Annotated in this window: 23 protein-coding genes and 1 riboswitch; of the genes, 21 read left to right on the forward strand and 2 right to left on the reverse strand. The window is 39.6% G+C overall.

The annotated features are described in order from the left end of the window. Nucleotides 1-207: 207 nt before the first annotated feature. Nucleotides 208-1,152 (reverse strand): ribonuclease HIII, encoded by a 945-nt coding sequence (gene rnhC / locus FS458_RS06000; protein ID WP_144698703.1) that lies wholly within the window; start codon nt 1,150-1,152, stop codon nt 208-210. A gap of 156 nt (nt 1,153-1,308) precedes the next feature. Here rnhC and zapA point away from each other — a divergent pair, with 156 nt between their 5' ends. From zapA to FS458_RS06070, 14 genes are all read left to right on the forward strand, one after another. Then, entirely contained in the window at nt 1,309-1,572 is a 264-nt protein-coding gene (gene zapA, locus FS458_RS06005) for a cell division protein ZapA (protein ID WP_144698705.1), read from the forward strand. A 1-nt stretch (nt 1,573) separates the two neighbouring features. Then, on the forward strand, nt 1,574-2,110 hold the full coding sequence (locus tag FS458_RS06010; RefSeq protein WP_144698707.1) for a CvpA family protein: 537 nt from the start codon (nt 1,574-1,576) through the stop codon (nt 2,108-2,110). Between the two features lie 157 nt (nt 2,111-2,267). Continuing rightward, nucleotides 2,268-3,986 carry a DNA polymerase/3'-5' exonuclease PolX gene (polX, locus tag FS458_RS06015; protein ID WP_144698709.1) on the forward strand — a complete coding sequence of 573 codons (1,719 nt, stop codon included), beginning with the start codon at nt 2,268-2,270 and terminating at the stop codon, nt 3,984-3,986. Between the two features lie 32 nt (nt 3,987-4,018). Next, nucleotides 4,019-6,376, forward strand: a complete 2,358-nt coding sequence (locus tag FS458_RS06020) for an endonuclease MutS2 (protein WP_144698711.1) — start codon at nt 4,019-4,021, stop codon at nt 6,374-6,376. 43 nt (nt 6,377-6,419) lie between these two features. Next, nucleotides 6,420-6,824: a DUF350 domain-containing protein gene (locus FS458_RS06025; protein WP_144698713.1), complete on the forward strand. Its 405-nt coding sequence runs from the start codon at nt 6,420-6,422 to the stop codon at nt 6,822-6,824. Between the two features lie 506 nt (nt 6,825-7,330). Next, entirely contained in the window at nt 7,331-9,022 is a 1,692-nt protein-coding gene (locus FS458_RS06030; RefSeq protein ID WP_186320465.1) for a long-chain-fatty-acid--CoA ligase, read from the forward strand. Between the two features lie 205 nt (nt 9,023-9,227). Further along, complete coding sequence (locus FS458_RS06035) at nt 9,228-9,830, forward strand: TetR/AcrR family transcriptional regulator (protein WP_144698717.1); 603 nt, start codon at nt 9,228-9,230, stop codon at nt 9,828-9,830. Between the two features lie 26 nt (nt 9,831-9,856). Next, nucleotides 9,857-10,630 (forward strand): enoyl-CoA hydratase, encoded by a 774-nt coding sequence (locus FS458_RS06040; RefSeq protein WP_144698719.1) that lies wholly within the window; start codon nt 9,857-9,859, stop codon nt 10,628-10,630. 14 nt (nt 10,631-10,644) lie between these two features. Next, nucleotides 10,645-11,415 (forward strand): electron transfer flavoprotein subunit beta/FixA family protein, encoded by a 771-nt coding sequence (locus tag FS458_RS06045; RefSeq protein ID WP_144698721.1) that lies wholly within the window; start codon nt 10,645-10,647, stop codon nt 11,413-11,415. A 12-nt stretch (nt 11,416-11,427) separates the two neighbouring features. Further along, nucleotides 11,428-12,399 carry an electron transfer flavoprotein subunit alpha/FixB family protein gene (locus FS458_RS06050; RefSeq protein ID WP_144698723.1) on the forward strand — a complete coding sequence of 324 codons (972 nt, stop codon included), beginning with the start codon at nt 11,428-11,430 and terminating at the stop codon, nt 12,397-12,399. Nucleotides 12,400-12,467: 68 nt separating this feature from the next. Further along, the gene (locus FS458_RS06055) at nt 12,468-13,064 is read left to right on the forward strand and encodes a histidine phosphatase family protein (protein ID WP_231607505.1); all 597 of its coding nucleotides are present in this window, start codon (nt 12,468-12,470) and stop codon (nt 13,062-13,064) included. 114 nt (nt 13,065-13,178) lie between these two features. After that, nucleotides 13,179-13,490: a thioredoxin gene (trxA, locus tag FS458_RS06060; protein WP_137788705.1), complete on the forward strand. Its 312-nt coding sequence runs from the start codon at nt 13,179-13,181 to the stop codon at nt 13,488-13,490. Nucleotides 13,491-13,632: 142 nt separating this feature from the next. Next, nucleotides 13,633-15,456 (forward strand): excinuclease ABC subunit UvrC, encoded by a 1,824-nt coding sequence (gene uvrC / locus FS458_RS06065; RefSeq protein WP_144698725.1) that lies wholly within the window; start codon nt 13,633-13,635, stop codon nt 15,454-15,456. 65 nt (nt 15,457-15,521) lie between these two features. Next, a riboswitch (Lysine riboswitch) is annotated at nt 15,522-15,710 on the forward strand. Between the two features lie 191 nt (nt 15,711-15,901). Then, nucleotides 15,902-17,140, forward strand: a complete 1,239-nt coding sequence (locus FS458_RS06070) for an aspartate kinase (RefSeq protein WP_144698727.1) — start codon at nt 15,902-15,904, stop codon at nt 17,138-17,140. Nucleotides 17,141-17,179: 39 nt separating this feature from the next. Here FS458_RS06070 and FS458_RS06075 read toward each other — a convergent pair whose 3' ends face one another. Then, nucleotides 17,180-17,626 (reverse strand): YslB family protein, encoded by a 447-nt coding sequence (locus FS458_RS06075; protein WP_144698729.1) that lies wholly within the window; start codon nt 17,624-17,626, stop codon nt 17,180-17,182. A gap of 304 nt (nt 17,627-17,930) precedes the next feature. Between FS458_RS06075 and FS458_RS06080 the strand changes: the two genes are divergently transcribed. The 7 genes from FS458_RS06080 to ptsG all read left to right on the forward strand — a co-directional run bounded on the left by FS458_RS06080 (nt 17,931) and on the right by ptsG (nt 25,294). Next, complete coding sequence (locus tag FS458_RS06080) at nt 17,931-18,539, forward strand: succinate dehydrogenase cytochrome b558 subunit (protein ID WP_144698731.1); 609 nt, start codon at nt 17,931-17,933, stop codon at nt 18,537-18,539. Between the two features lie 15 nt (nt 18,540-18,554). Next, the gene (gene sdhA, locus FS458_RS06085; RefSeq protein WP_066396656.1) at nt 18,555-20,315 is read left to right on the forward strand and encodes a succinate dehydrogenase flavoprotein subunit; all 1,761 of its coding nucleotides are present in this window, start codon (nt 18,555-18,557) and stop codon (nt 20,313-20,315) included. A 2-nt stretch (nt 20,316-20,317) separates the two neighbouring features. Further along, nucleotides 20,318-21,073, forward strand: coding sequence for a succinate dehydrogenase iron-sulfur subunit (sdhB, locus tag FS458_RS06090; protein WP_144698733.1), 756 nt, complete (start codon nt 20,318-20,320; stop codon nt 21,071-21,073). 101 nt (nt 21,074-21,174) lie between these two features. Further along, on the forward strand, nt 21,175-21,642 hold the full coding sequence (locus FS458_RS06095) for an acyl-CoA thioesterase (RefSeq protein ID WP_144698735.1): 468 nt from the start codon (nt 21,175-21,177) through the stop codon (nt 21,640-21,642). Between the two features lie 155 nt (nt 21,643-21,797). Beyond that, a complete protein-coding gene (locus FS458_RS06100) occupies nt 21,798-22,022 on the forward strand; it encodes a helix-turn-helix domain-containing protein (RefSeq protein ID WP_066243534.1) in 225 nt (74 codons plus the stop codon). 128 nt (nt 22,023-22,150) lie between these two features. After that, nucleotides 22,151-23,026 (forward strand): glucose PTS transporter transcription antiterminator GlcT, encoded by an 876-nt coding sequence (glcT, locus tag FS458_RS06105; protein WP_313957516.1) that lies wholly within the window; start codon nt 22,151-22,153, stop codon nt 23,024-23,026. A 195-nt stretch (nt 23,027-23,221) separates the two neighbouring features. Continuing rightward, entirely contained in the window at nt 23,222-25,294 is a 2,073-nt protein-coding gene (ptsG, locus tag FS458_RS06110; protein ID WP_144698738.1) for a glucose-specific PTS transporter subunit IIBC, read from the forward strand. Nucleotides 25,295-25,305 lie beyond the last annotated feature (11 nt).

The raw sequence follows: 25,305 nt of genomic DNA on the forward strand, positions 1-25,305 counted from the left end.
TTTTGTCTTTATTATTAGGCTGTTTTTGCATATTTTGCAGTTCTTGAAAATGGTGTCAATGCGAACTGGACACTTTTATGTGAAAAGGGATCATTTTTATGTGATGGACTTCATTTTTTATGTGATGATAACTTTTTAGTAACCAATGGCGGATGCTCGCTCTGCAAAAAAGAGGATGCTTCCTTATGGATTCATCCTCTCCGCCCCTTAAATCTTCTTTTTACGTAATAAATTCAGCGCTTTTTGAGTATTTGCAAAATGCTTTTTGGTTGCTGTATCAAAAACAGACTGTCCGAACTTCTCAACAAGTTCTGCCGCTTTAACATCGACATGGGGGCCGGCACCTTTTGGGATTACAGTATTGAAGCGAGCCCCTAGTTTATCCATTTCTTTTAAAAAGCTATATCTCGCCAAGATGGAAGCAGCAGCAACAGCTAGATGTATCGATTCACCTTTTGTAGCAAAATAAAGCCCTTCTTTTAAGAGGTTCTTCTCTCTTGTTAAATAGTTAAAGTACACACCAGGTTCACAGAACTGATCGACTAATATACCTTCGATCTCTTCACCTTCAATTTTAGCTTTTACATTTTGCAATGCACGGTTATGAAGGATAGCCTTAATCTTACCTTGCGTCATACCTTTTTGCTGAAGTTCGTTATACTTCTCATTATTCAGTACAAGGAGTGAGTATGGAACGGTATGAATAAGTTCTTTTGCAATTTGAATGATCTGTTTGTCATTTAAGTGCTTGGAGTCTTTCACACCTAGTTCTTTTACGAGTTCAAGCTTAGCTCTAGAAACGTATGCGGCAGCAACGGTCATCGGTCCAAAATAATCTCCTGTTCCAACTTCATCACTTCCGATCATTGATAATTCTGCTGCGTTCTGTGGTGGGGCATATTGGTGAGGTGGTTTAACCGTCTTGCTTTTTGCTTTTGGAACGGAAACTTCACCTGAGTATTTTTGAGAAGCAGCTTCAGCTCCCTTTCCTTGAAACAAGACTTTGCCCGACTGATATGCTGTAACGGTGCAATCTGAGAGTTTTGCTGAAAAAACTGCGCCAGGTGGGGTTTTAGCTGATAGCACGGATGTGAGTTCCTTTTTCATCTCAAGTATTTCTGAACGGGTCATCTTTTTAACAACGTGAGACATGGTATTAATCCTCCTAATAATGAAGAGATTTCCAAATATATCAAAAAAACGCTACAATAGAACAGAAATATTTTCAACTGTGAACGATATTTGATAAGATAAAGATTAGAGTATTCATTAAATGAATGATCCTTTGTATGTTAAGGAGGTTATTTTGTGGCGGAAGAGAAAAAGAAAAACCGTACCACGGTCGAAATCTATGGACAACGATATGTAATTGCAGGGACCGAATCCTCCAGCCACATTCATTTAGTAGCTGACAAAGTAGACTTAAAAATGAGAGAGATTCAATCTCATAACCGGTTTCTCGACACGAAACAACTAGCTGTTCTTACAGCAGTAAATACAATGAACGAATATTTAAAGATTAAAGAAGAGCTGAAAAAATTGCAACAGCGAATTGGAAAAGAGGAAAGTTAGTATGTTAGATTTGATTTTAATTATCGTATTAGCAGGTGGATTTTTAATTGGACTAAAAAGAGGCTTCATCATGCAGCTCGTTCATTTGGTCGGATTTATAGCAGCCTATATCGTTGCTTATCTGTATTACGATGAACTTGCGCCAAAGCTAGAATTGTGGATTCCATACCCTTCTTCAAATGATAGCTCTGTATCCTTTTTGATGAACAGCATATCACTTGAACAAGCTTATTATAATGCGATAGCCTTTGCTATCCTGTTCTTCGCCACCAAGATCATCCTGCAGATCTTAGGGTCTATGCTCGATTTTCTTGCAAACTTACCGATTCTTCATACGTTCAACAGATGGCTCGGTGGTTTATTAGGTTTTGTAGAAGTTTATTTGATCGTGTTTATTTTATTGTATATCGCAACATTAGTTCCGATTGAAGCCTTTCAAGCTCATTATGAAAATTCATGGATCGCACAGGGAATGGTCAAAAACACCCCCGTATTTTCTGAGTCCGTAAAGGAAATGTGGATGAAACATATGGCATAACTTCTCCCAGCGCGGAGAAGTTTTTTTCTTTGCAGTTTATACTCAGTTGTTCTTGAAAGTGGTCGATGAAGCAAGAGTGTAAAGTGCTATAGGGATAATAACACAAATTATTAAAGCCATTATCATACTAGCATGACAATGAAATAGAGGTGAGCTCATTATGGTAAATAAAAAAGAGGTAGTACGCGCACTGGAACAGATAGCTTTGTACCTTGAGATCTTAGGTGAGAATTCGTTTAAAGTTTCCGCTTATCGTAAAGCAGCGAACGCTCTTGAGAGTGATGAGCGAACGATGGATGAGATCGGGGATGTATCGAAACTAAAAGGAATAGGCAAAGGAACAGCTTCTGTAATAATTGAAATGATAGAAAAGGGCGAATCAGAACTTTTAGTTGAACTTCAGGAAAAAGTACCGTCTGAACTGATAACACTGCTGCAGGTACCTAATCTTGGAGGTAAAAAAATCGCTAAACTTTATTCTGAGTTAGGTGTAACGAATATTGAATCTCTAAAAGAAGCATGTGAAAATGGTAAAGTAAGAGAATTGGCAGGGTTTGGCGCTAAAACAGAAGAAAAGATTTTAGCATCGTTAAAAGATCTTGGGAAAAGACCAGAGAGGCTTCCTATAGCATACATGCTACCCATTGCAGAAAAAATAGAATCTCAGTTAAAAAGAATGAACAATATTGAGAGATACTCTAGAGCAGGAAGTTTAAGACGATACCGTGAAACGATCAAAGACTTAGATTTTATTATTTCAAGTGAACATCCAAGTGAAGTAAAAGAGCAACTCTTAAAACTGGATGGAGTTATCGACGTGATAGCAAGTGGAGATACGAAGGTTTCTGTCGTACTCGATGAGAAACTCTCTGTATCCGTTGATTTTCGTATCGTACAACCTCATCAGTTTGCTACTACACTGCATCATTTTACAGGCTCTATGGAACATAACGTTAAAATGCGTCAGCTTGCAAAGGCAAGAGGCGAAAAGATCAGTGAATATGGTGTAGAAAATATAGAAACTGGTGAAATTCTTACATTTGACACGGAAGAGGATTTCTATGCCCATTTCTCTTTAAGCTGGATTCCACCTGAAGCGAGAGAGTCTGGAGAAGAAATAGAGCTATTTAAAGATGGTCATGACCTTATTCAGTTATCCGATATAAAAGGAGATCTTCATCTGCATTCTACTTGGAGCGATGGGGCGTTCTCGATCGAGGAAATGGCTGAGGAAGCACGAAGCAAGGGATATGAATATATGGCGATTACAGATCACTCTCAATATTTACGAGTAGCAAATGGTCTAACACCTGAGAGAGTGCGTATGCAGCGACAAGAGATCAATAAGTTAAATAAGCGGTATACCGATTTTAAGATACTAGCTGGAATCGAGATGGATATTTTACCAGATGGTACACTTGATTATGATGATGAATTGTTAGATGAGATGGATTTTGTCATTGCGAGCATCCATTCTGCGTTCTCTCAAGATCAAAGCAAGATCATGGATCGTTTGAAGACGGCGTTAAAACACAAAAAAGTGAATCTGATCGCCCACCCAACAGGGCGCCTGATCGGACGTAGAGAAGGATATGACGTGGATGTTGAAACCCTGCTGCAGCTTGCTTATGAAACAGGTACTGCAGTTGAGTTGAATGCGAATCCGAATCGTCTAGATCTTGCTCCACACTGGTTAAGGAAAGCTCAGGAACTTGGGGTCAAGGTAGCGATTAATACAGATGCACATTATAAAGACACGATGAAACATATGGAGATTGGAGCAGCGGTTGCCCGAAAAGGTTTTGTTCGAAAAAGCAATGTGTTAAACACAATGACATTAACCGAACTTGAAACCTATTTAAACCGTGAAAAATAGCTCTAGGTCCTGGGAATCAGGAGGAAGAATATATGCAAGAAAAAATGCTGCGTGTTTTAGAACTAAGAAAAGTGATCGATCGTCTAAAAAAGCATGCGAGTTGCTCACTTGGACTAAATAAGATAAATTCCTTAATGCCGTTTACAGCACTCGAAGATGTAAATGAGGCTCAAGATGCTACAGATGAAGGTGTAAAAGTTCTCCGATTAAAAGGACAAGTTCCATTTGGCGGGATCTTTGATGTTTCATCAAATGTTAAGCGATCAAAGATTGGCAGTCTGCTAAACGAAGAAGATTTGATGGATATCGCTTCGACTCTCTATGGTGGAAGACGCTTCAAGCGATTTATCGAGGGCTTAGTAGAGGATGGAATCGAACTGCGCATCCTTAAGAATGCAGCAGAAAACATCATTCCTCTTCATGAGCTAGAACAAGAGATTAAAAGCTGTATCGATGACAACGGACATATGATGGATAGCGCTAGTCCAGAACTTCGTGCGATTCGTCAGCAGCTGCGTACGTTTGAGGAGCGCGTAAGAGAAAAGCTGGAATCAATCGTCAGATCATCGAGCTATCAAAAAATGTTGTCTGACTCGATCATTACGATTCGTAACGACCGATTCGTTATTCCAGTAAAACAAGAGTACAGAGGTAATTTTGGCGGAATGGTCCATGATCAATCAGCGAGTGGAGCGACTCTGTTTATTGAACCTCAATCTGTTATGACGGTTAACAATCAAGTGAAAGAAGCAAAAGCGAAAGAAGCGCGCGAAGTAGAAAAGATTTTAAGAGAACTAACTGCTGAAGTTGCTGAACATGCTGATGATATTCTGTTGAACGTAGATGTTTTAGCAGAGATGGATTTTATTCTAGCAAAAGCTAGATTCGCCAATGAGCTAAAATGTACACGTCCAATTATGAATGACAAAGGTTTTATTTCACTGAATAGCGGCCGACATCCTCTGCTCGATCAAGAAACAGTTGTTCCAACGAGTGTGATGTTAGGTGGCGAGTATCAATCACTCGTCATAACAGGTCCAAATACAGGTGGTAAAACGGTTACCTTAAAAACGATCGGGCTGCTTACACTTATGGCGCAATGTGGCCTTCAGATTCCGGCTGGAGAAGAATCAGAAATGGCAGTCTTTAAGACTATCTATGCTGACATTGGCGATGAGCAGTCAATTGAACAATCATTGAGTACATTCTCTTCACATATGGTTAACATCGTAGACATCTTAAACAAGATTGACTTCGAATCACTCGTTCTCTTTGATGAACTTGGAGCAGGGACAGATCCTCAAGAAGGTGCAGCCCTCGCTATTTCAATTCTAGACTTCGTTTTTGCGCGGGGAGCACGTGTCGTAGCGACAACCCATTATAGTGAGTTAAAAGCATATGCATACAACCGACCTGGTGTTATGAACGCTTCTGTAGAATTTGATGTGCAGACGTTAAGACCTACATATCGTTTATTAGTGGGAGTGCCAGGCCGAAGTAACGCGTTTGAGATCTCTAAAAGACTCGGGCTCCGCCAAGATATCATTGATTCAGCTCGTTCTCAGATCAGTGAAGATGAGAACAAGATTGATAATATGATAAAGTCTTTAGAAGATAATCGTAAAAAAGCAGAAAAAGAGATGGAAGAAGCAGAGAACAGACGAAAAGAAGCAGAGTCTATTAAGGGTGATCTAGAAAGAGAACTCGAACTGTTTCAAAATGAAAAAGATCGATTGTATGAAAAAGCAAAGCAGGAAGCAGAAAAGGCGATTGAAAAAGCACGTGAAACAGCAGAAGAGATTATTCATGAGATTCGTGAACTTCAAAAATCTGGCGGACAGATCAAAGAACATAAACTGATTGAAGCGAAAAAAAGATTAGAAGAAGCTGTTCCAAAATCAAAAGCCAAAAACAAGAAGGTAAAAGCGGTATCAACAAAACAAGAATATGTTCCAGGTGACGAGGTAAGAGTACTTACTGTCGGTCAAAAAGGACATATCGTTGAAAAAGTAAGCAACAACGAATACCAAGTTCAGATTGGAATCTTAAAGATGAATGTATCTGAAAAAGATTTAGAATGGGTGAAACAAAGTAAACCGAAACCTGAACCGCGTTCATTCGTAAAAGTATCAGGAAACTCTGATTCTTCTCGTCCTGAACTTGACCTAAGAGGGAAAAGGTATGAAGATGCGATGCTAGAGGTGGATCGATATCTGGATGAAGCACTCCTAGCAGGTTTTAACCAAGTGTATATCATCCATGGTAAAGGGACAGGTGCACTTAGAAAAGGTGTTCAAGAGCTGTTGAAAACGCATCGAAACGTTAAGTCCACTCGTATGGGTGCAGCTGGTGAAGGCGGAGGCGGAGTAACAGTCGCTGTATTGAAATAGTATAGTGAATTAAACCAAGCCGTTTACAAAGGGGTATTGTTGAATGGATTTTATGAGTAACGCTTTTATTAAAACAGCAGCTAACTATAGCGTTGTCGTGCTATGTCTAGTCGTTTTTTTGGCTGTGTTTGAACTGGTTACGCGTTATAAAAACTGGGTCGAGATCAAGAAAGGGAACTTTTCAGTTGCTATGGCTACTGGCGGGAAAATTTTTGGTATCGCGAACATCTTTCGTTACTCGATCGCTCAAAATGATTCCATACTAATGATGATAACGTGGAGTGCCTATGGATTCATCCTACTCTTGATCGGTTATTTTATCTTCGAATTCTTAACCCCAAAGTTTCAGATCGATAAAGAGATCGAGAACGATAACCGAGCAGTTGGTTTCATATCGATGATCATCTCAATTGGTTTATCATTTGTAATCGGTGAAGGAATCGAATAGCTGAAGGGAAAAGATATGGAAACGTTATTTAAAGTGTTGTTTGTATTAAGCGGAGTATTCATTGCGGCAGGACTTATCTACTTATTTTTCTTTGCTTAAATCTCAAAACCAGTTCTCAAATGGAGAGCTGGTTTTTTAATTACTCATTAATTTTTTATGTTACTGTTTGTCTGCCTTTCACTTAATGTTTTCCATTTTTCTTCTTTTGCAAGTTGATTGAAGCGTAAGGTTGCCGACTCCTACGGGACGAGCGGTCAGGTGGAGACTCCTAATGGCGCAACGCGGCAGGAGGCTCACCGTTCGTCCCGTGGAAAGCGTGCAACCTGAAGCGGAAATCAACTACTTTCAAAGATTTGTTAATTTGCCTATGCTTAAATACAGTTTTTAGAACCGTATTATTGAATTATTTATAATTTTTAAAAAAGTATATAAAATTGTATACGTTTTCAATATAATAGGAATAAAGATATAGAAATTTTGAAGGAAGGCGTGAATTAAAGGAGGAGATGCAAGTGGAAAGACGGTGGCTCAACAGTTACCCTAGTGAGATTCCGGGACATCTTGATTACGACAGCAAACCTTTATTCGCGTATTTAGAATCAGCAGCAGAAGAAAAAACAGATAAAACTGCTGTGCACTTTTTAGGAAAGACTTTAACATTCGGTGAGCTTCATGAATGCAGTTTACGCTTCGCACATGCTTTAACATCACTTGGTGTAAAAAAAGGTGATCGTGTTGCCATCATGCTGCCTAACTGCCCGCAAGCAGTCATCGCCTATTACGGCACGCTCTTTATAGGTGGGATTGTTGTGCAGACGAATCCTCTTTACACGGAGAGAGAATTACGACATCAGTTATCAGACAGCGGGGCAAAAGTCATTGTAGGATTAGATCTTTTGTTTGGAAGAATCTCAGCCGTTCGTGGAGATACGAACATTGAACACATCATCATGACCTCTGTGAAGGATTATCTGCCGTTTCCTAAGAATTTAATCTATCCTTTTATTCAAAAAAGGCAGAATCCAACAGTCGTCGTTGATATTACGTACAATCATGAAGTTCATTCGTTTCGAGATCTGCAGAAACGCTCTCAACCAGTAAAGCCACAAGTAGAGGTGAACCCCGATGAGGATCTTGCCCTGCTGCAGTATACTGGGGGTACAACTGGACCAGCAAAAGGTGTGATGCTGACACACAAAAATCTAGTCACGAATGCGTTACAGTGCAATACATGGATGTATAAAAACAGAGAAGGAAAAGAGAAAATTCTCGGTGCTCTACCTTTCTTCCATGTATACGGGATGACGTGTGTAATGAATCTTGGCATCATAACGAGAGCAGAGATGATTATTCTCCCAAGGTTTGATCCAGCGCAAGTTTTGAAGACGATTCATAAGGAACGACCAACGCTATTTCCAGGCGCTCCGACAATGTATATCGCACTTCTGAATCATCCAGATCTAAAGAAATACGATCTTTCATCCATTCAGGCATGTATAAGCGGTTCGGCTGCTTTGCCTCTTGAAGTGCAACAAAAATTTCAGGCAGTCATTTCAGGTTCGTTGGTAGAAGGGTATGGGCTTACAGAGGCTTCACCTGTTACTCATGCTAACCTCATTTATGGTGATCAGGTAAGAGGCAGTATAGGATTACCTTGGCCGAACACTGAAGCAGCAATCATCTCGGCTGAGACTGGCGAATGGGCAGAGCCGGGTGAGATCGGAGAATTAGCTGTAAGAGGACCTCAGGTTATGAAAGGGTATTGGAACCAACCCGAAGAGACCGCATCTGTATTTAGGGAAGATTGGTTGATTACGGGGGATATGGGTTATATGGATGAAAAAGGTTACTTTTATATCGTGGATCGCAAAAAAGACTTGATCATCGCAGGTGGATTTAATATTTACCCTCGTGAGGTAGAAGAAGTTTTGTATGAACACGAAAAAGTAAAAGAAGCTGTAGTAGTCGGTGTGCCTGATGCATACAGAGGAGAGACGGTCAAAGCTTTTGTTGTTTTAAAGGAAGGAGCAGAGTGTACGGAAGAAGAGTTAAATAAATTCTGCCGGGAACATCTTGCGTCCTTTAAAGTACCTAGGCTTTATGAATTCAGACAAGAGCTTCCTAAGACGATGGTAGGCAAGATCTTAAGAAGAGTTCTTTTGGAAGAAGAACGTGAGAAGGCAAAACAAAGCTCGTAAAAAGCTGCCACCTGGTGGCTTTTTCTATGTGAAAATATCACTTTCCAAAAATGAAAAAACGTTAACTTCAAGTTAAACTTGTAAAATGTATAGAAAAAATGACATAATGAAATTGACAGAAAAGAAAGATTTGTTTTACAATTATGAATGAACAATCATTCATTTTTGAAAAGATGATTGTGTTATACAAAAAGAGGCGATAGAAATGAAACGTAAAGGTCCAAAATACGAAAAAATAATTGATGCAGCTGTAAATGTGATTGCAGAACATGGCTACCATCAATCCCAAGTTTCAAAGATAGCGAAAGAAGCAGGTGTCGCTGACGGCACCATCTATCTATATTTTAAAAATAAAGAAGATCTGCTTGTTTCTGTTTTTAATGAGAAGATGGGGACCTTTATCGAAAAAACAGAAAACGAGCTAAAAAGTAACGATTCAGCGATTGAGAAGCTTAGAATTCTTGTTGAGATGCACTTTAAGCAACTGACTGCTGATTTTGAACTATCAATCGTAACTCAGCTAGAACTTAGGCAGACAAACAGACAACTTCGTGCAAAAATCGGTGAAGTATTAAAGAGGTACTTAGATTTAATCGATTCTATATTGAAGGATGGAATGCATGAAGGGGTTTTTGTTAAGAACATGGATTACAGATTAGCTCGTCAGATGATCTTTGGAACAATTGACGAAACAGCAACAAACTGGGTGATGAACGATCATCGATATGATCTTCCTGCTCTTGCTGGTCCCGTACATCAGATGCTTGTAAACGGTCTGTCCGTTCGGTCTGTAAATCCGGATGATTGATTTTCAAAAAAGGAGGGAATGCGAAGTTGGAATTCTTACAAATTGAAAAACAAAATAAAGTGGCTACGATCAAACTTAATCGTGCGCCAGCCAATGCATTATCAACGGGAGTTATCGCGGAAATCGACAAAGCACTTGATCAGATCGAAAATGATAACTCTGTTAAAGCAATTGTTATTTTAGGAGAAGGACGTTTCTTTTCTGCAGGAGCTGATATCAAAGAGTTTACAGAAGTTACTGATGAAAAGGGTTTTGCAGAGCTTGGAAAAAAGGGACAAGATGTTTTTAACCGAATCGAACAGTTCTCAAAACCAGTGATTGCTGCGATTCATGGGGCAGCGCTTGGTGGCGGTCTTGAACTTGCGATGAGTTGCCACATAAGACTTGTGGCAGATGATGCAAAACTTGGTCTTCCCGAGCTCACACTAGGACTGGTTCCGGGATTTGCAGGAACGCAAAGACTGCCACAGCTTGTAGGTGTACCTAAAGCTTGCGAGATGCTCCTTTCAAGTAAGCCGATTTCAGGAAAAGATGCTGTCACATATGGTTTAGCAAACAGCTCTTATCCAACAGAAGAACTTTTTGAAAAGGCTTACAAAATGGCTGAAGAATTTTCTATGAAGAGTGCTGTTTCTATTAAGTACACATTAGAATTGTTGAATTATGCGAGACATGGACTCTATGAAAAAGGTGCAGAGAAAGAGCAAGAATTGTTTGGAAAAGCTTTTAAAAGTTTTGATGGACAAGAAGGAATCTCAGCATTTATTGAAAAAAGAAAGCCTGAATTTCAGGACCGATAACTAGGAGGGTAACGATGAACATTTTTGTTATTTTAAAACGTACTTTTGATACAGAGGAAAAAATTTCGGTTTCAAACAATAAGATCTCTGAAGATAGTGCAGAATTCATTATTAATCCATATGACGAATATGCGATTGAAGAAGCAATCACATTAAAAGATGCCCACGGTGGGACGGTTACGGTTGTCACGGTTGGAGACGAAGATTCTGAAAAAGAACTTCGCACAGCACTGGCTATGGGAGCAGATCAAGCGGTTCTTATCTCAAACGAAGATTTGGACAGCCAAGATCAATTTACGACTTCGTCAGTTTTGGCAGCCTACTTTAAAGATAAAGAATACGACATTATTCTAGGCGGGAACGTTGCGATTGATAACGGTACTGGTCAAGTTGGACCGCGTCTTGCAGAATTATTAGATATTCCACACGTAACAACGATCACAAAGATTGAAATAAACGGTACGACTGTAAACATCGAACGCGATGTTGAAGGAGATCTTGAGAAGATCGAAACATCTCTTCCATTATTGGTAACAGCACAACAAGGATTGAACGAGCCTCGTTACCCTTCTTTACCAGGTATCATGAAAGCTAAGAAAAAGCCTCTTGAAACGCTAGAGTTAGATGATCTTGATATTGATGAAGATGAAGTTGAAGCGAAAACAAAAACAGTAGAAGTGTATCTTCCACCTAAAAAGGAAGCTGGAAAAATCCTATCAGGTGAAACACCAGAGCAAGTAAAAGAACTTGTATCTCTGTTAAGAAACGAAGCGAAGGTAATATAAGGAGGAGTCACCATGGCAAAAAAAGTTTTAGTACTTGCAGAATCCCGTGACGGTGCATTACGTAATGTTTCATTCGAAGCAATTGCAGCAGCAAAAGAAATTTCTGGCGGTGGAGAAGTTTTCGCAGTATTATGCGGTGACTCTGTGCAGTCATTAGCAACTGAGTTAATTCACTATGGAGCTGATCGTGTAATTACAGCGGAAAATGAAAAACTAGCGAACTATACACCAGATGGTTATTTCCAAACATTAAAGCAGATCATCGATGATGAAAGCCCTGAAGCTATCGTGTTCGGACACACTTCTTTAGGTAAAGACCTTTCTCCAAGACTTGCAGCTCGATTAGAATCTGGACTGATTTCAGATGTTACTGGACTGGAACAAGCGGGTGAGAACACGGTATTTACTCGCCCTGTATATTCTGGAAAAGCCTTTGAAAAGAAATTAATCTCAGATGGTCTAGTATTCGTTACGATTCGTCCGAATAACATTGCACCATTAGAGAAGGATGAATCTCGCTCCGGTGATGTAACATCTGTTTCCGTTGATATAAAAGACTTAAGAACGATTGTTAAAGAAGTTGTCCGCAAAGCATCTACTGGCGTAGATCTAGCAGAAGCAAAGATCATCGTTGCTGGAGGTCGAGGCGTTAAATCTGAAGATGGTTTCAAACCTCTTCAAGAACTTGCAGATGTACTTGGTGCAGCTGTAGGAGCTTCACGTGGTGCTTGTGATGCGGATTATTGTGATTATTCATTACAGATCGGTCAAACAGGTAAAGTTGTAACCCCTGATCTATATATCGCTTGCGGGATCTCTGGAGCTATTCAGCATCTAGCTGGGATGTCCAACTCTAAAGTGATCGTTGCGATCAACAAAGATCCAGAAGCTAGCATCTTTTCAGTAGCAGATTACGGAATCGTTGGTGACCTTTTTGAAGTCGTTCCATTATTAACAGAAGAGTTTAAGAAAGTGTTAGTATAATAGAATGTAACGAATGAAAACGTCCGTTTTTCTGGACGTTTTTTTCAATTATGTAACGAGGAAGGTGTATGATGACAACAATTGCATTCATCCGTCACGGTGAAACCGATTGGAATACTGAAAAAAGAGCTCAAGGCTGCAAGGATATACCGCTTAATGACAACGGAAAGTATCAAGCAGAACGTTTAGCAAAAAGATTTGCAGATGAGAAATGGGATGCTATATATGCCAGTCCACTACTTAGAGCATTTCATACAGCTGAGGCTATCAGTGGTATAACAGGCTTAAACGTGATAGCCGATGAAAGGCTCCGTGAAATCTCATTTGGAGAAACAGAAGGTACCACTGAAATCGAACGAGTCGAACGCTGGGGAGAAAATTGGATGGATCTCGACTTAGGCAGAGAACCAAATGAAGATGCGGATCTTCGATGGAAAGCAGCTTTACAAGACATTATACAAAAGCATAAGGATGAAAAGGTTTTGATCATTACTCATGGTGCCTTGCTTGTAAGGATCTTTAAAGAGCTACTACAAGACGATACGGATCGCTGGTACGGTCTAAATAATACGTCCTTTTCGGTCTTTAATCTAAAAGCAGAAAACGATTGGACTTGTGAATTATTTAACTGTCAGAAACATCTTGAAACGAGTGCAACAATATAACGTTTGTCGAATTAAAAACTTGGGTACCATAAACGTGAGCAAACTATTAGCAACTGTAACATATGTGGGATATACTTTGTTTACACTTTGTTATTTAAAAGGAGGGCCAAATAAATGGCTATTGTTAATGCATCAGATCAAACATTTAATACAGAAACGAACGAAGGTTTAGTACTTGCTGACTTTTGGGCACCATGGTGCGGACCTTGTAAAATGATCGCTCCTGTTCTTGAAGAAGTAGATCAAGAAATGGAAGAAGTAAAAGTAGTTAAGCTTGATGTTGATGAAAACCAAGAAACAGCTGGTAAATTCGGAGTTATGAGTATTCCAACTCTACTTGTTTTCAAAGACGGTCAAGTGGTAGATCAAGTTGTCGGTTTCCAACCGAAAGAAGCTTTAGTTGAACTATTAAACAAACATAAATAAGGTTTATCCAAAAAAAGCCCGTTGCTCGGGCTTTTTTTTATGCATTTTATAACTGCTCAATATTTTCTAGGAAATATTGTCGATAAATGAAAATATGTGGTATTGAAATCATGATAGTATAATGATCAGGTTGATACATGATATGATAATAGAAAAGACTGCTGAGAGTGAAGGGGGGAAGAAATTGACCTCTATTTCTGTAAAACAAAAATTAATGTTGCTACCAGATCAACCGGGCTGCTATCTCATGAAGAATGAGTTCGGAAAAGTGATTTATGTTGGAAAAGCAAAAGTGTTAAAGAACCGTGTAAAGTCTTATTTTTCTGGAACACATGATGGCAAAACACAAAGACTTGTAAGTGAGATCAGAGATTTTGAATACATCGTAACTTCTACCGAGATGGAAGCACTGGTCCTAGAGATGAATTTAATAAAGAAGCACGACCCTCGTTATAACGTGATGCTAAAAGATGATAAGAGCTATCCATACTTAAAGATTACTGCTGAAAAACAGCCACGACTCCTATATATACGGAAGATAAAAAAAGACGGCGGAAAATATTTTGGTCCGTTCGTGAATGCTTATGCTGCCCAAGAAACGAAGAAACTTTTAGATCGTATATTTCCGCTACGAAAGTGTGACACGATGCCTAAGCGGGTGTGTTTGTATTATCATATCGGCCAATGTTTAGGTCCATGCGTATATGATGTAACCGAACAAGAAAACAAGCAGATGGTTGATGGCATTATAAAATTTCTTAATGGCGGTTACCAGGACGTTAAAAATGAGTTATCAGAAAAGATGCTAGAAGCCTCTGAAGCATTGAACTTTGAACGCGCTAAAGAGCTTCGAGATCAGATACAGCATATTGAAGCTGTTATGGAAAAGCAAAAGATGATGACGGCAGACTTGGTCGATCGAGACGTGTTTGGCTACCATTTTGATAAAGGTTGGATGTGTGTACAAGTCTTCTTTATCAGACAAGGTAAAGTGATCGCCAGGGATATTTCTGTCTTTCCGTTTTATGGAGAGGCGAATGAAGATCTATTAACCTTTATTGGTCAGTTCTATCTGCAAAAGAATCATCTTCTGCCTAAAGAGATACTGCTTCCTCAAGAAGTTGATGCTAATCTTGTATCGGAACTTCTACAAGTAAAAGTATTGCAACCAAAAAAAGGACAAAAGAAAGAGCTAGTAGAGTTAGCAACTAAAAACGCATCTTTAGCTCTTCACGAAAAATTTGCCCTGATTGAGCAAGATGAAGCGAGAACGATCAAAGCCGTTGAGAACCTTGGCGAAAGAATCGGAATTGCTGCTCCTTATCGTATCGAAGCGTTCGATAACTCGAATATACATGGAACAGATCCTGTTTCTGCGATGGTTGTTTTTGTTGATGGTAAACCTTATAAAAAGGATTATCGAAAATACAAGATCAAATCTGTAGAAGGACCAGATGATTATGCTTCCATGAAAGAAGTTGTTCGCCGAAGATATACAAGAGTGTTAAGAGAAGAAGGAGAGCTTCCTAATCTGATTCTGATCGATGGTGGAAAAGGTCAGATATCAGCGGCTCAAGATGTATTAGAAAACGAGCTTAACTTATTTATTCCTGTAGCAGGTCTATCGAAAGATGAAAAGCATAGAACCTCACAGCTATGGATCGGTGATCCTCCAGAGATGATACACCTGGCTCGAAACAGTCAGGAATTTTATCTGTTGCAACGAATTCAAGATGAAGTTCATAGGTTTGCGATCTCTTTCCACCGAAAAGTTCGCTCTAAAAGTATGTTTGAGTCAACATTAGATAGCATTGCGGGTATTGGTGACAAACGGAAGAAGATGCTTCTTCGCCATTTTGGATCATTAAAGAAGTTAAAAGAAGCTTCTGTTGATGAGATTCAAGCAGCAGGTGTACCTAAACCAGTAGCCGAGCTGATAGAAAAAGCATTTTTATCAAATGAGTAGTTGCAGCCATTGAGTAACTTTGTTAAAATGAATCCAACTTTATAAATATGCCATGCTTCGTATGAAGTGATGGTAGAGGAGCAGGAACCAATAGTAACCCATCTGAAGAGAAGAAGCTCTAGTGATGATGGTGGAAAGGGGATTCTTGCCGAAGTGTAAAAGGGCTTCTAGCCTTTTATGCTGGACCTGTATTGAATAAATACAGAGCTGTCACACAAGTCCCCCCAGGGTTTGTGTGGAGGACTATCTCACGAGGGGGAACAAACTTGGCTTGCTACGGATTATAGCAACAATAGGGTTTTTCCTTATTGTTGCTTTTTTGTATTTACTTTCAAATTAAGTGACCTGAAAGTATACGTGCAAACTAAGCAGACGTGGTAATTTTAGCGTCAACAAACTTCTAATAAAAGAGATAGAATCTTACAACAAGAAGGGATTGGAGTATATGGGGAGAATCGTTCAAAAATTTGGTGGAACTAGTGTTGGCTCAGTTGAGCGAATACAAAATGTGGCGAAACGAATCATCCATGAAGTAGATGCAGGAAATGAAGTCGTGGTAGTCGTTTCAGCGATGGGTAAAACAACGGATGAACTTGTAAAGCTTGCTACAGATATTAGTCAGAACCCTTCCAAACGGGAGATGGATATGCTCCTTACGACGGGAGAACAGATTACGATCGCCCTATTGACGATGGCTCTGCATCAAGAAGGATATAAAGCTCAATCATTAACAGGATGGCAAGCGGGCATTCAAACAGAAGATACCTTTTCAAATGCAAGAATACTAGACATCGATTCAACGCGCATCTCTTCGCTGTTAAAAGATGGCCATATCGTGGTTGTTGCTGGATTTCAAGGGATTATTCCTGAAACAAAGGATATTGCCACTCTTGGTAGAGGTGGATCTGATACAACAGCCGTTGCGCTAGCAGCAGCTCTTAATGCAGATCGATGTGATATCTATACCGATGTGACCGGTGTATATACGACTGATCCCCGTGTAGTGAATGCGGCTAGAAAACTACCTTCGATCTCTTATGATGAGATGTTAGAGATGGCCAACCTTGGTGCAGGTGTCTTACATCCGAGAGCGGTTGAGTTTGCTAAAAACTATAATATTACATTAGAAGTAAGATCAAGTATGAGTGAAGAGCGTGGAACATTAGTTGAGGAGGAAGTGTCTATGGAACAAAATTTAATGGTTAGAGGTCTTGCGTTTGAAGGAAACATAACAAAAATTACGGTCTCTTCAGTTCCTAATGAAATACATGCATTAGCGGAACTGTTTACGATTTTGGCTTCGAACGGCATAAACGTAGACATCATCATTCAAAATGTATTAAATGAAGAAAAAACGAATATTTCGTTCTCGATCAAATCAAATTCATTGTCTGCTACGCAAGAAGTACTTGCCGCACATCAATCGAAATTAGGATTTGAATCGATCAGTTATGAACAAGGTCTGGCAAAGGTATCAATCGTTGGTTCTGGTATGATCTCAAATCCTGGTGTAGCAGCTAAAATGTTTAAAGCTCTGTCAGACGAAGAGATTATGATCAAGATGGTTAGCACTTCTGAGATTAAAGTATCAACCGTTGTGAAACAAGAAGATATGATTAAGTCGATAGAAACGCTGCATGATGTGTTTGAGTTAGATGCTCGTGTTCCTGTTCAGAGCACGTAAGACCAAACATTGAAAAAGCCGGCAATCCGCCGGCTTTTGTTATTCGATCGTATCTTTTTTATCCCATTGAACGGTGATAAAAACTTTGTTTCTTTTCATTGATTCTAAAGCTTCTGTTGTACATTTTTTTTGTAGCTGAACTTGTTCAGCAAGGAAGCCTGCTTCTAGGCTGAACGTTTGATGAGTGAAGTTTTCCATTCGCTGCATGATCAGTTGAGAGTTTAGAGAGAAATTCATCTCTGTTTTTGAAGCTTCAATCATCTCAAGAGTGCCCCAGCCAGCTTCAACAAAAAAAGCGTGAACTTCTTCCATCGTATGTAAAGGATATTTTCTAGCCAAGTGTCTTCCTGCCCAATAGAGAATATTTCGTTCTTGTTTGCCAAGAAGTTCAGGCAATAAGTCGCTTCGTAGGATCTCATACCCAAAAGCTGAAACAGAAAGCTGTTCTACAGGGGTGTTTTCATCCTTTGTCTTTTGTTTAAACATTCTGCATCCCTTCTTTCTAATTTTTATTATAACGGGAAAGCGGTTTAAACTCTATAGCAACTATCAGTATTTGTCGAAAATCTTAAAGCTCTAAAAGCGTTGGTGTATCAAGAAAATTTACGTATTTAGTTGTTAGCGTTTTCTTGACGGTGTCAAACGATGGGAGTAAAATGGACATGTTGCTAGTTAATTAAGCTAATTGTTTAACACTCATCCTCTAAAAGAGGAAACTTAAAACGCTTACATGTGGAGAGGAACAAAGATTAGCAGCCAGAGAGAGGCTAAATTTGAAGGGGGCAAGAGAATGGCTGGCAGTAGAGATTTTATTAACAGAAGAATTCATTCATTATTAGGAGTAATTCCGATCGGGATTTTTCTCGTGCAGCATTTAGTTGTGAACCATTTTGCGACGAGGGATGCTGAAGCATTTAACAAAGCAGCACATTTTATGGAAAGTTTACCGTTTCGAATCTTCCTAGAAACGTTTGTGATCTACTTACCAATTTTGTTTCATGCCGTGTATGGACTTTACATTACGTTTCAAGCGAAAAACAATGTTACCCGCTACGGCTATTTCCGCAACATGATGTTCCTCGTTCAGCGTGTAACAGGCGTTATCACATTAGTTTTTATCGCTTGGCACGTATGGGAAACACGTGTACAAGCTGCGTTCGGACAAGAAGTAAACTTTGATATGATGGCAGACATCTTAAGCTCTCCATTCATGGTTGCCTTCTATCTTGTAGGTGTTTTATCAGCAGTATTCCATTTTGCTAACGGATTATGGTCGTTCTTTGTCAGCTGGGGCCTTACAGTTTCGCCTCGTTCACAGAAAATTTCAACATACGTAACAATGGGTGTTTTTGTTGCACTTGCAATTGTTAGCGTAAGAACAATCTTTGCATTCATTTAAAAGGGGTGAGACAAATTGAGTAATCAGAAAATTATTGTTGTTGGCGGAGGTCTCGCCGGTTTAATGGCTACAATCAAAGCAGCTGAGGCTGGTGTTAATGTTGACCTCTTTTCAGTTGTTCCAGTAAAACGTTCGCATTCTGTTTGTGCTCAAGGTGGCATAAACGGTGCTGTAAATACAAAAGGTGAAGGAGATTCACCGTGGGAGCATTTTGATGACTCTGTTTACGGTGGAGACTTCTTAGCAAACCAACCTCCTGTAAAAGCGATGTGTGACGCGGCGCCAGGAATCATTCATCTAATGGACCGCATGGGTGTAATGTTTAATAGAACGCCTGAAGGATTACTTGACTTCCGTCGTTTTGGAGGAACGCAGCATCATCGTACTGCATTTGCCGGTGCAACAACGGGTCAGCAATTATTGTACGCACTAGATGAGCAAGTTCGCCGCCACGAGGTGGCAGGTCTTGTCACGAAATATGAAGGATGGGAATTCTTATCTGCTATTATTGATGACGAAGGACAATGTCGAGGAATCACCGCACAAAACTTGAAAACGATGGAGATCGTAAGTTTCCCTGCGGATGCCGTTATTATGGCGACTGGCGGCCCTGGTATCATTTTCGGTAAATCTACGAACTCTGTTATTAATACAGGTGGAGCAGCATCAGCTCTTTATCAGCAAGGTGTTTATTATGCGAACGGTGAGTTCATTCAAATTCACCCGACTGCCATTCCTGGTGATGACAAGCTTCGTTTAATGAGTGAATCAGCACGTGGTGAAGGTGGACGTGTTTGGACATATAAAGATGGAAAGCCTTGGTACTTCCTAGAAGAGAAATATCCAGCATACGGTAACCTTGTTCCTCGTGATATCGCTACACGTGAAATCTTCCACGTTTGCGTTGATCTAAAGCTAGGAATCAATGGTGAGAACATGGTATACCTTGATCTTTCACACAAAGACCCTAAAGAGCTTGATATTAAGCTTGGTGGAATCATTGAGATCTATGAAAAGTTCATGGGTGATGATCCTCGTAAAGTTCCTATGAAAATCTTCCCTGCGGTTCACTATTCAATGGGCGGAATGTGGGTTGATTATGATCAGATGACGAACATTCCAGGTCTATTTGCAGCTGGTGAATGTGAGTATCAGTATCATGGTGCTAATAGATTAGGAGCTAACTCGCTGCTTTCAGCTATTTTTGGCGGTATGGAAGCTGGCCCATCAGCTGTTAGATATATTCGAGGATTGGAAAAAACAGTTGAGGATGTACCTTCTACTGTGTTTGATAACCAAGTTAAAAAAGATCAAGAGGTATACAACAACATTCTTTCTATGGATGGAACTGAGAATGCTTATGTGATCCATAAAGAACTTGGAGAATGGATGACAGATAACGTAACGGTTGTTAGATACAACGATAAATTAAAACAAACGGATGAAAAGATCCAAGAATTGATGCAGCGTTACAAAAACATCAATATTAACGATACATCCAAGTGGAGTAATCAAGGTGCATCCTTTACTCGTCAGCTATGGCACATGCTTCAGCTTGCTCGTGTTATAACGCTGGGCGCACTAAACCGTGATGAAAGCCGTGGAGCTCATTACAAACCAGACTTTCCTGAACGTAATGATGAGCAATGGTTAAAAACAACAAAAGCGAAATTCAATCCAACAACGAACGGACCAGAATTCGAGTATGAAGAAGTAGATGTTTCGCTTATCCAGCCACGTAAACGTGACTATTCTAAGAAGAAGGCAGGGGTGTAAGAATGAGCACAAAAATGGTGAAATTCGTCATCTCAAGACAGGATAACCCAGAAACTGCCCCATATTTAGAAGAGTTTGAGATTCCTCATCGTCCTAACATGAACGTAATATCTGCTCTTATGGAAATTCGTAGAAACCCTGTTAACGCAAAAGGGGAAGCTACGACTCCCGTTACTTGGGAGATGGGTTGTTTAGAAGAAGTTTGTGGCGCATGTTCAATGGTAATCAACGGAAAGCCAAGACAATCTTGTACGGCTCTTGTTGATCAATTGGAACAGCCAATTCGTCTTGAACCAATGAAAACATTTCCGGTTGTCCGTGATTTGGCGATCGATAGAAGTAGAATGTTTGATGCGCTTAAACGAGTTAAAGCTTGGATTCCAATCGATGGGACGTATGATCTTGGACCAGGTCCTCGTATGCCTGAAACAAAGCGTCAATGGGCATATGAACTTTCGAAATGTATGACATGCGGTGTTTGTTTAGAAGCATGTCCGAACGTAAATACAAATTCCGACTTTATCGGACCAGCACCTTTATCGCAAGTTCGTCTGTTTAATGCTCATCCAACTGGTGAGATGAACAAGGAAGAACGTTTGAACGCGATCATGGATGACGGTGGGCTTGCAGAGTGTGGTAACTCTCAAAACTGTGTGCAGTCTTGTCCTAAAGGTATTCCTTTAACAACATCAATTGCTGCACTTAACCGTGATACAAGCTTCCAAGCATTTAAGAACTTCTTTGGCAGTGATCGTTAAAGAATCATACAGAGCTTCTCTCATCAGGGAGAAGCTTTTTAAAAACCAAATAACTGAATAGCGATTCATAAAATATCTGTATAGGAGAGGCGGTAAAGAATTTGGCTAGGCAAGATTACATATCAAATATGGATGATTGGCAAAAGGGCTTTTCTTTTTATCACGAATTGCAAGTGCGTTTTGGTGAGATCGACGGATTTGGCCACGTGAATAATACGAATATCTTTACTTATATGGAAGAATCACGAATCGCGATGTTTAAGGAACTGGGTTTGATGACTGACTGGGGTGCTCCTGATTCAGAAGTGATTCCAGTTGTGGCAGACCTTCAATGTGACTATTTGGCTCAGATCATGTACGATGAAAAATTAAAAGTGTATGTGAAAATTAATGAAGTAGGCTCGTCTTCCATCGACATACACTATTTAGGCATAAACGAGAAGAAGATTCCTGTATTTACAGGAAGGGGTGCTATCGTACAGATTTCTAGACGAGAGGGACGTCCTGTAAAGTGGAATGAAGAGCTAAAAAACCAACTATATAATTTTTCTAAAGAAGCCCATGTATGAAAATGGGCTTTTTTTTATGGTTTATCCGTAATATTCTTCATACTTTTTAAATGAACCAAGTCACTCCCATCTGATTCTTTACATACTATATGTTGACTAAATACTTCCAATATTCGTTGGCGGTTCCTAAACCCTAGCAAGGAGGGGTGAATTCATTGAAAGATAAACACTACCGACCGAAGCCTCTACTTACAAAAAGAGAGAGAGAAGTTTTCGAACTACTAGTTCAAGATAAGACCACAAAAGAAATTGCGGAACAATTATTCATTAGTGAGAAAACAGTTCGTAACCATATTTCAAATACCATGCAAAAGCTTGGGGTTAAAGGACGCTCTCAAGCCGTTGTAGAGTTATTGAGGCTTGGAGAACTCGAGATTTAGTCAGAAAGCGGCTTTCATTGTGAAAGCCGTTTTCAGTTTGGTTTTTCTGCAGGTAAAAAGTGTAATTGATTTTTCTAACCTTTTTCCGCTATGATGAAGTTTATGATGTTAGTGGTTTATGGACCTAAATGAAAAAGGTGAAAAAATTCATGAACAAAAGCCTGCAAGTGAAAAAAGTTTTTAATAATAATGTGGTTATTGCTATTAATACCTCCAATGAAGAAAGAATTGTTATTGGCAAAGGGATCGGCTTCGGTAAGAAACCTGGTGAAGAGATCTTTCCTAAGCAAGTGGACAAGTTATTTGTATTGAAAGATGAAAACGAGCAAGAACAATATAAAACCTTATTAGATTCGATAGATGAAAAGATAGTGGAATTGATCAATGATGTAATTGTTCACATACGAACTCGTTTTGAGAATGAGTTAAACGAACATATACATGTCGCGTTAACCGACCATATTACATTTGCGATCAAACGATTAGAACAGAGTATGGATATCAAAAATCCATTCCTAACTGAAACACAAACACTCTATCCAAAAGAATATACGGTGGCTGAAGAGGCGATAGAAATCATCAATAAATCGCTGGGCATTCATCTTCCTGAAGGTGAGATTGGTTTTGTGGCATTACATATTCATAGCGCCATAACCAATAAAAGTGTAACTGATATAAAGAAGCACTCAGAGCTCATCAACACTTTAATGCAAATGATTCAACATTCACTAGACCTATCTATTGATACGAAAAGCATCAATTATTTACGTCTTGTACGTCATTTAAGGCATGCGATAGAACGTATCTCTATGGGCGATATCATGGAGGAACAAGAAAAGTTAGCAAAAGTGTTGAAAGAAGAATATCCTTTATGCTACAATTTGGCGTGGAAGTTGATTAAGGTTATGCAAAATACCTTACAAAAACCCGTGCCCCATGCAGAAGCAGTATATTTGACAATGCATTTGCAAAGGCTTTCGCGTTATGACAATGAAGACAAATGATAACAGAATATAGAAGAACTCGTTTTTACGTGTTACTGATTCGATCAGGCATAAGTAAGAAACAAAAGTGTAGCAGATGCTTAATTAGGATATATTAATTCTGATTAGGGATTTACTCATGTTTCTTATTTATGTCTTTTTTTGTTTGATGCGAAAGTAAATGGAAGGGTTATCATAATAAAAGGAGGACTTCCTATGTGGAAAAAACTTTTTGGTGTTCTTCAACGCGTAGGTAAAGCACTTATGCTACCGGTTGCTATCTTGCCGGCTGCAGGTCTTTTGCTTGCCTTTGGTAATGCGTTCAAAAATCCAGCGTTGATTGAAAGAATACCTGCACTAGACGCAGCATGGTTCCAGCTTGTTGCAGACGTAATGGAAAAATCGGGAGATATTGTTTTTGCCAATTTATCGTTACTGTTTGCCGTTGGTGTTGCCGTAGGTCTTGCAGGCGGTGAAGGTGTAGCAGGATTAGCTGCTATTATCGGTTACTTGATCATGAACGTAACCATGAGCGTTATTGAAGGGGTAACACCTGATATGATCGGAAAAGACCCTTCTTTTGCGAACGTACTAGGTATTCCAACACTTCAGACAGGTGTGTTTGGAGGTATTATCGTCGGTATCTTAGCCTCCTATCTTTATAAGAGGTTCTATAACATCGAACTTCCTCAATACTTAGGGTTCTTTGCCGGAAAACGTTTTGTACCGATTGTTACTGCAGTTTCTGCTCTAGCTCTTGGTATTGTTATGACGTTCATCTGGCCACCTGTTCAGCATGGACTTAATACGTTCTCTGAAAGCATGATTAATTCGAACTTGACGGTTGCAGCATTTATCTTTGGGGTGATCGAACGTTCATTGATTCCTTTTGGACTTCATCACATCTTCTACTCGCCGTTCTGGTTTGAGTTCGGCTCTTATAAATCTGCAGCAGAAGGACTCGTTCGTGGTGACCAAGCGATCTTCTTTGCACAATTAAAAGATAACGTTGAATTAACAGCAGGTACATTTATGACTGGTAAGTTCCCGTTCATGATGTTCGGACTTCCAGCTGCAGCATTGGCTATGTATCACGAAGCACGACCTGAACAAAAGAAAATCGTTGCGGGTATCATGGGTTCTGCTGCGTTGACTTCTTTCTTAACAGGAATCACAGAACCACTTGAGTTCACATTCTTATTTGTTGCTCCAGTATTATTTGGAATTCATGCTATTTTCGCAGGTCTTTCTTTTATGGTTATGCACTTGTTAAATGTTAAAATAGGTATGACTTTCTCTGGTGGTGTAATTGACTACTTATTGTTCGGAGTACTTCCTAACCGTACGGATTGGTGGCTTGTAATTCCTGTAGGTCTTGTATTTGCAGTGATCTATTACTTTGGTTTCCGTTTTGCGATCCGTAAATGGAACCTTAAGACACCAGGAAGAGAAATCGTGGATGATGAAGTTGAAACGAATGTTGGACCGTCCAATAAAGATTCACTCGCAGCGAATATTTTAGAGGGATTAGGTGGAGAGTCCAATATCTCTAACCTTGATGCTTGTATCACTCGATTAAGAGTATCTGTAAATGACCCTAAGGAAGTTGACAAGGATCGATTGAAAAAACTCGGAGCATCCGGCGTTCTTGAAATGGGTAACAACATTCAAGCAATCTTCGGTACACGATCAGATACGATCAAGAGTGAAATTCAAGATATTATTAGTGGTAAGACTGTAGCAAAACCTAAAAACTCAGAGAAAACTCCTGAACAAGGAAAAGTTGTGGAAACAAACAATGAAGCTGCTACACCAACTTCATCCATTTCTACAGATGATGATCGTTTTGTTTCTCCGATTAAAGGGAAAATACTTCCGATCACCGAAGTTCCTGACCAAGTTTTCTCAGGAAAAATGATGGGTGATGGATTTGCCATCGAACCAGCAGAAGGCTTGGTGGTTTCACCTGTTAATGGTAAGATAATGAATATCTTCCCGACAAAACATGCCATCGGTATTGAGTCAGATTCAGGCAAAGAAATTCTCATCCATTTTGGTATCGATACAGTGAAACTGAAAGGTGAAGGTTTTGAGAGCTTTGTGTCTGAGGGCGACAGAGTTAAGATCGGTCAAAAGATACTAAAGGTTGACCTGAACTTTGTTAAGGAAAATGCACCATCCGTAATCACACCGATTGTTTTCACGAATCTATCGGATGAAACAGTTTCCGTCGAAAAAACAGGAACTGTGGCTATAGAGGAAGAAAATATTATTACATTCAAAAAATAAAGGGGTAATTA

Origin of the sequence: Fictibacillus phosphorivorans, from assembly GCF_007673525.1 — a bacterium.
Taxonomy (GTDB): Bacteria; Bacillota; Bacilli; order Bacillales; family Fictibacillaceae; genus Fictibacillus; species Fictibacillus phosphorivorans_C.

What these genes read in the sequence shown, in the direction of transcription:
- FS458_RS06075 (WP_144698729.1), bottom strand. Translation starts at nt 17,626, where the DNA reads ATGTTTAAACAAAAGACAAAGGATGAAAACACCCCTGTAGAACAGCTT.
- FS458_RS06045 (WP_144698721.1), top strand. Translation starts at nt 10,645, where the DNA reads ATGAACATTTTTGTTATTTTAAAACGTACTTTTGATACAGAGGAAAAA.
- glcT (WP_313957516.1), top strand. Translation starts at nt 22,151, where the DNA reads ATGAAAAAGGTGAAAAAATTCATGAACAAAAGCCTGCAAGTGAAAAAA.
- trxA (WP_137788705.1), top strand. Translation starts at nt 13,179, where the DNA reads ATGGCTATTGTTAATGCATCAGATCAAACATTTAATACAGAAACGAAC.
- ptsG (WP_144698738.1), top strand. Translation starts at nt 23,222, where the DNA reads ATGTGGAAAAAACTTTTTGGTGTTCTTCAACGCGTAGGTAAAGCACTT.
- FS458_RS06070 (WP_144698727.1), top strand. Translation starts at nt 15,902, where the DNA reads ATGGGGAGAATCGTTCAAAAATTTGGTGGAACTAGTGTTGGCTCAGTT.
- FS458_RS06020 (WP_144698711.1), top strand. Translation starts at nt 4,019, where the DNA reads ATGCAAGAAAAAATGCTGCGTGTTTTAGAACTAAGAAAAGTGATCGAT.
- rnhC (WP_144698703.1), bottom strand. Translation starts at nt 1,152, where the DNA reads ATGTCTCACGTTGTTAAAAAGATGACCCGTTCAGAAATACTTGAGATG.
- FS458_RS06025 (WP_144698713.1), top strand. Translation starts at nt 6,420, where the DNA reads ATGGATTTTATGAGTAACGCTTTTATTAAAACAGCAGCTAACTATAGC.
- FS458_RS06035 (WP_144698717.1), top strand. Translation starts at nt 9,228, where the DNA reads ATGAAACGTAAAGGTCCAAAATACGAAAAAATAATTGATGCAGCTGTA.
- FS458_RS06030 (WP_186320465.1), top strand. Translation starts at nt 7,331, where the DNA reads ATGCAAGTGGAAAGACGGTGGCTCAACAGTTACCCTAGTGAGATTCCG.
- FS458_RS06055 (WP_231607505.1), top strand. Translation starts at nt 12,468, where the DNA reads ATGATGACAACAATTGCATTCATCCGTCACGGTGAAACCGATTGGAAT.
- sdhB (WP_144698733.1), top strand. Translation starts at nt 20,318, where the DNA reads ATGAGCACAAAAATGGTGAAATTCGTCATCTCAAGACAGGATAACCCA.
- FS458_RS06010 (WP_144698707.1), top strand. Translation starts at nt 1,574, where the DNA reads ATGTTAGATTTGATTTTAATTATCGTATTAGCAGGTGGATTTTTAATT.
- FS458_RS06080 (WP_144698731.1), top strand. Translation starts at nt 17,931, where the DNA reads ATGGCTGGCAGTAGAGATTTTATTAACAGAAGAATTCATTCATTATTA.
- uvrC (WP_144698725.1), top strand. Translation starts at nt 13,633, where the DNA reads ATGATAATAGAAAAGACTGCTGAGAGTGAAGGGGGGAAGAAATTGACC.
- FS458_RS06050 (WP_144698723.1), top strand. Translation starts at nt 11,428, where the DNA reads ATGGCAAAAAAAGTTTTAGTACTTGCAGAATCCCGTGACGGTGCATTA.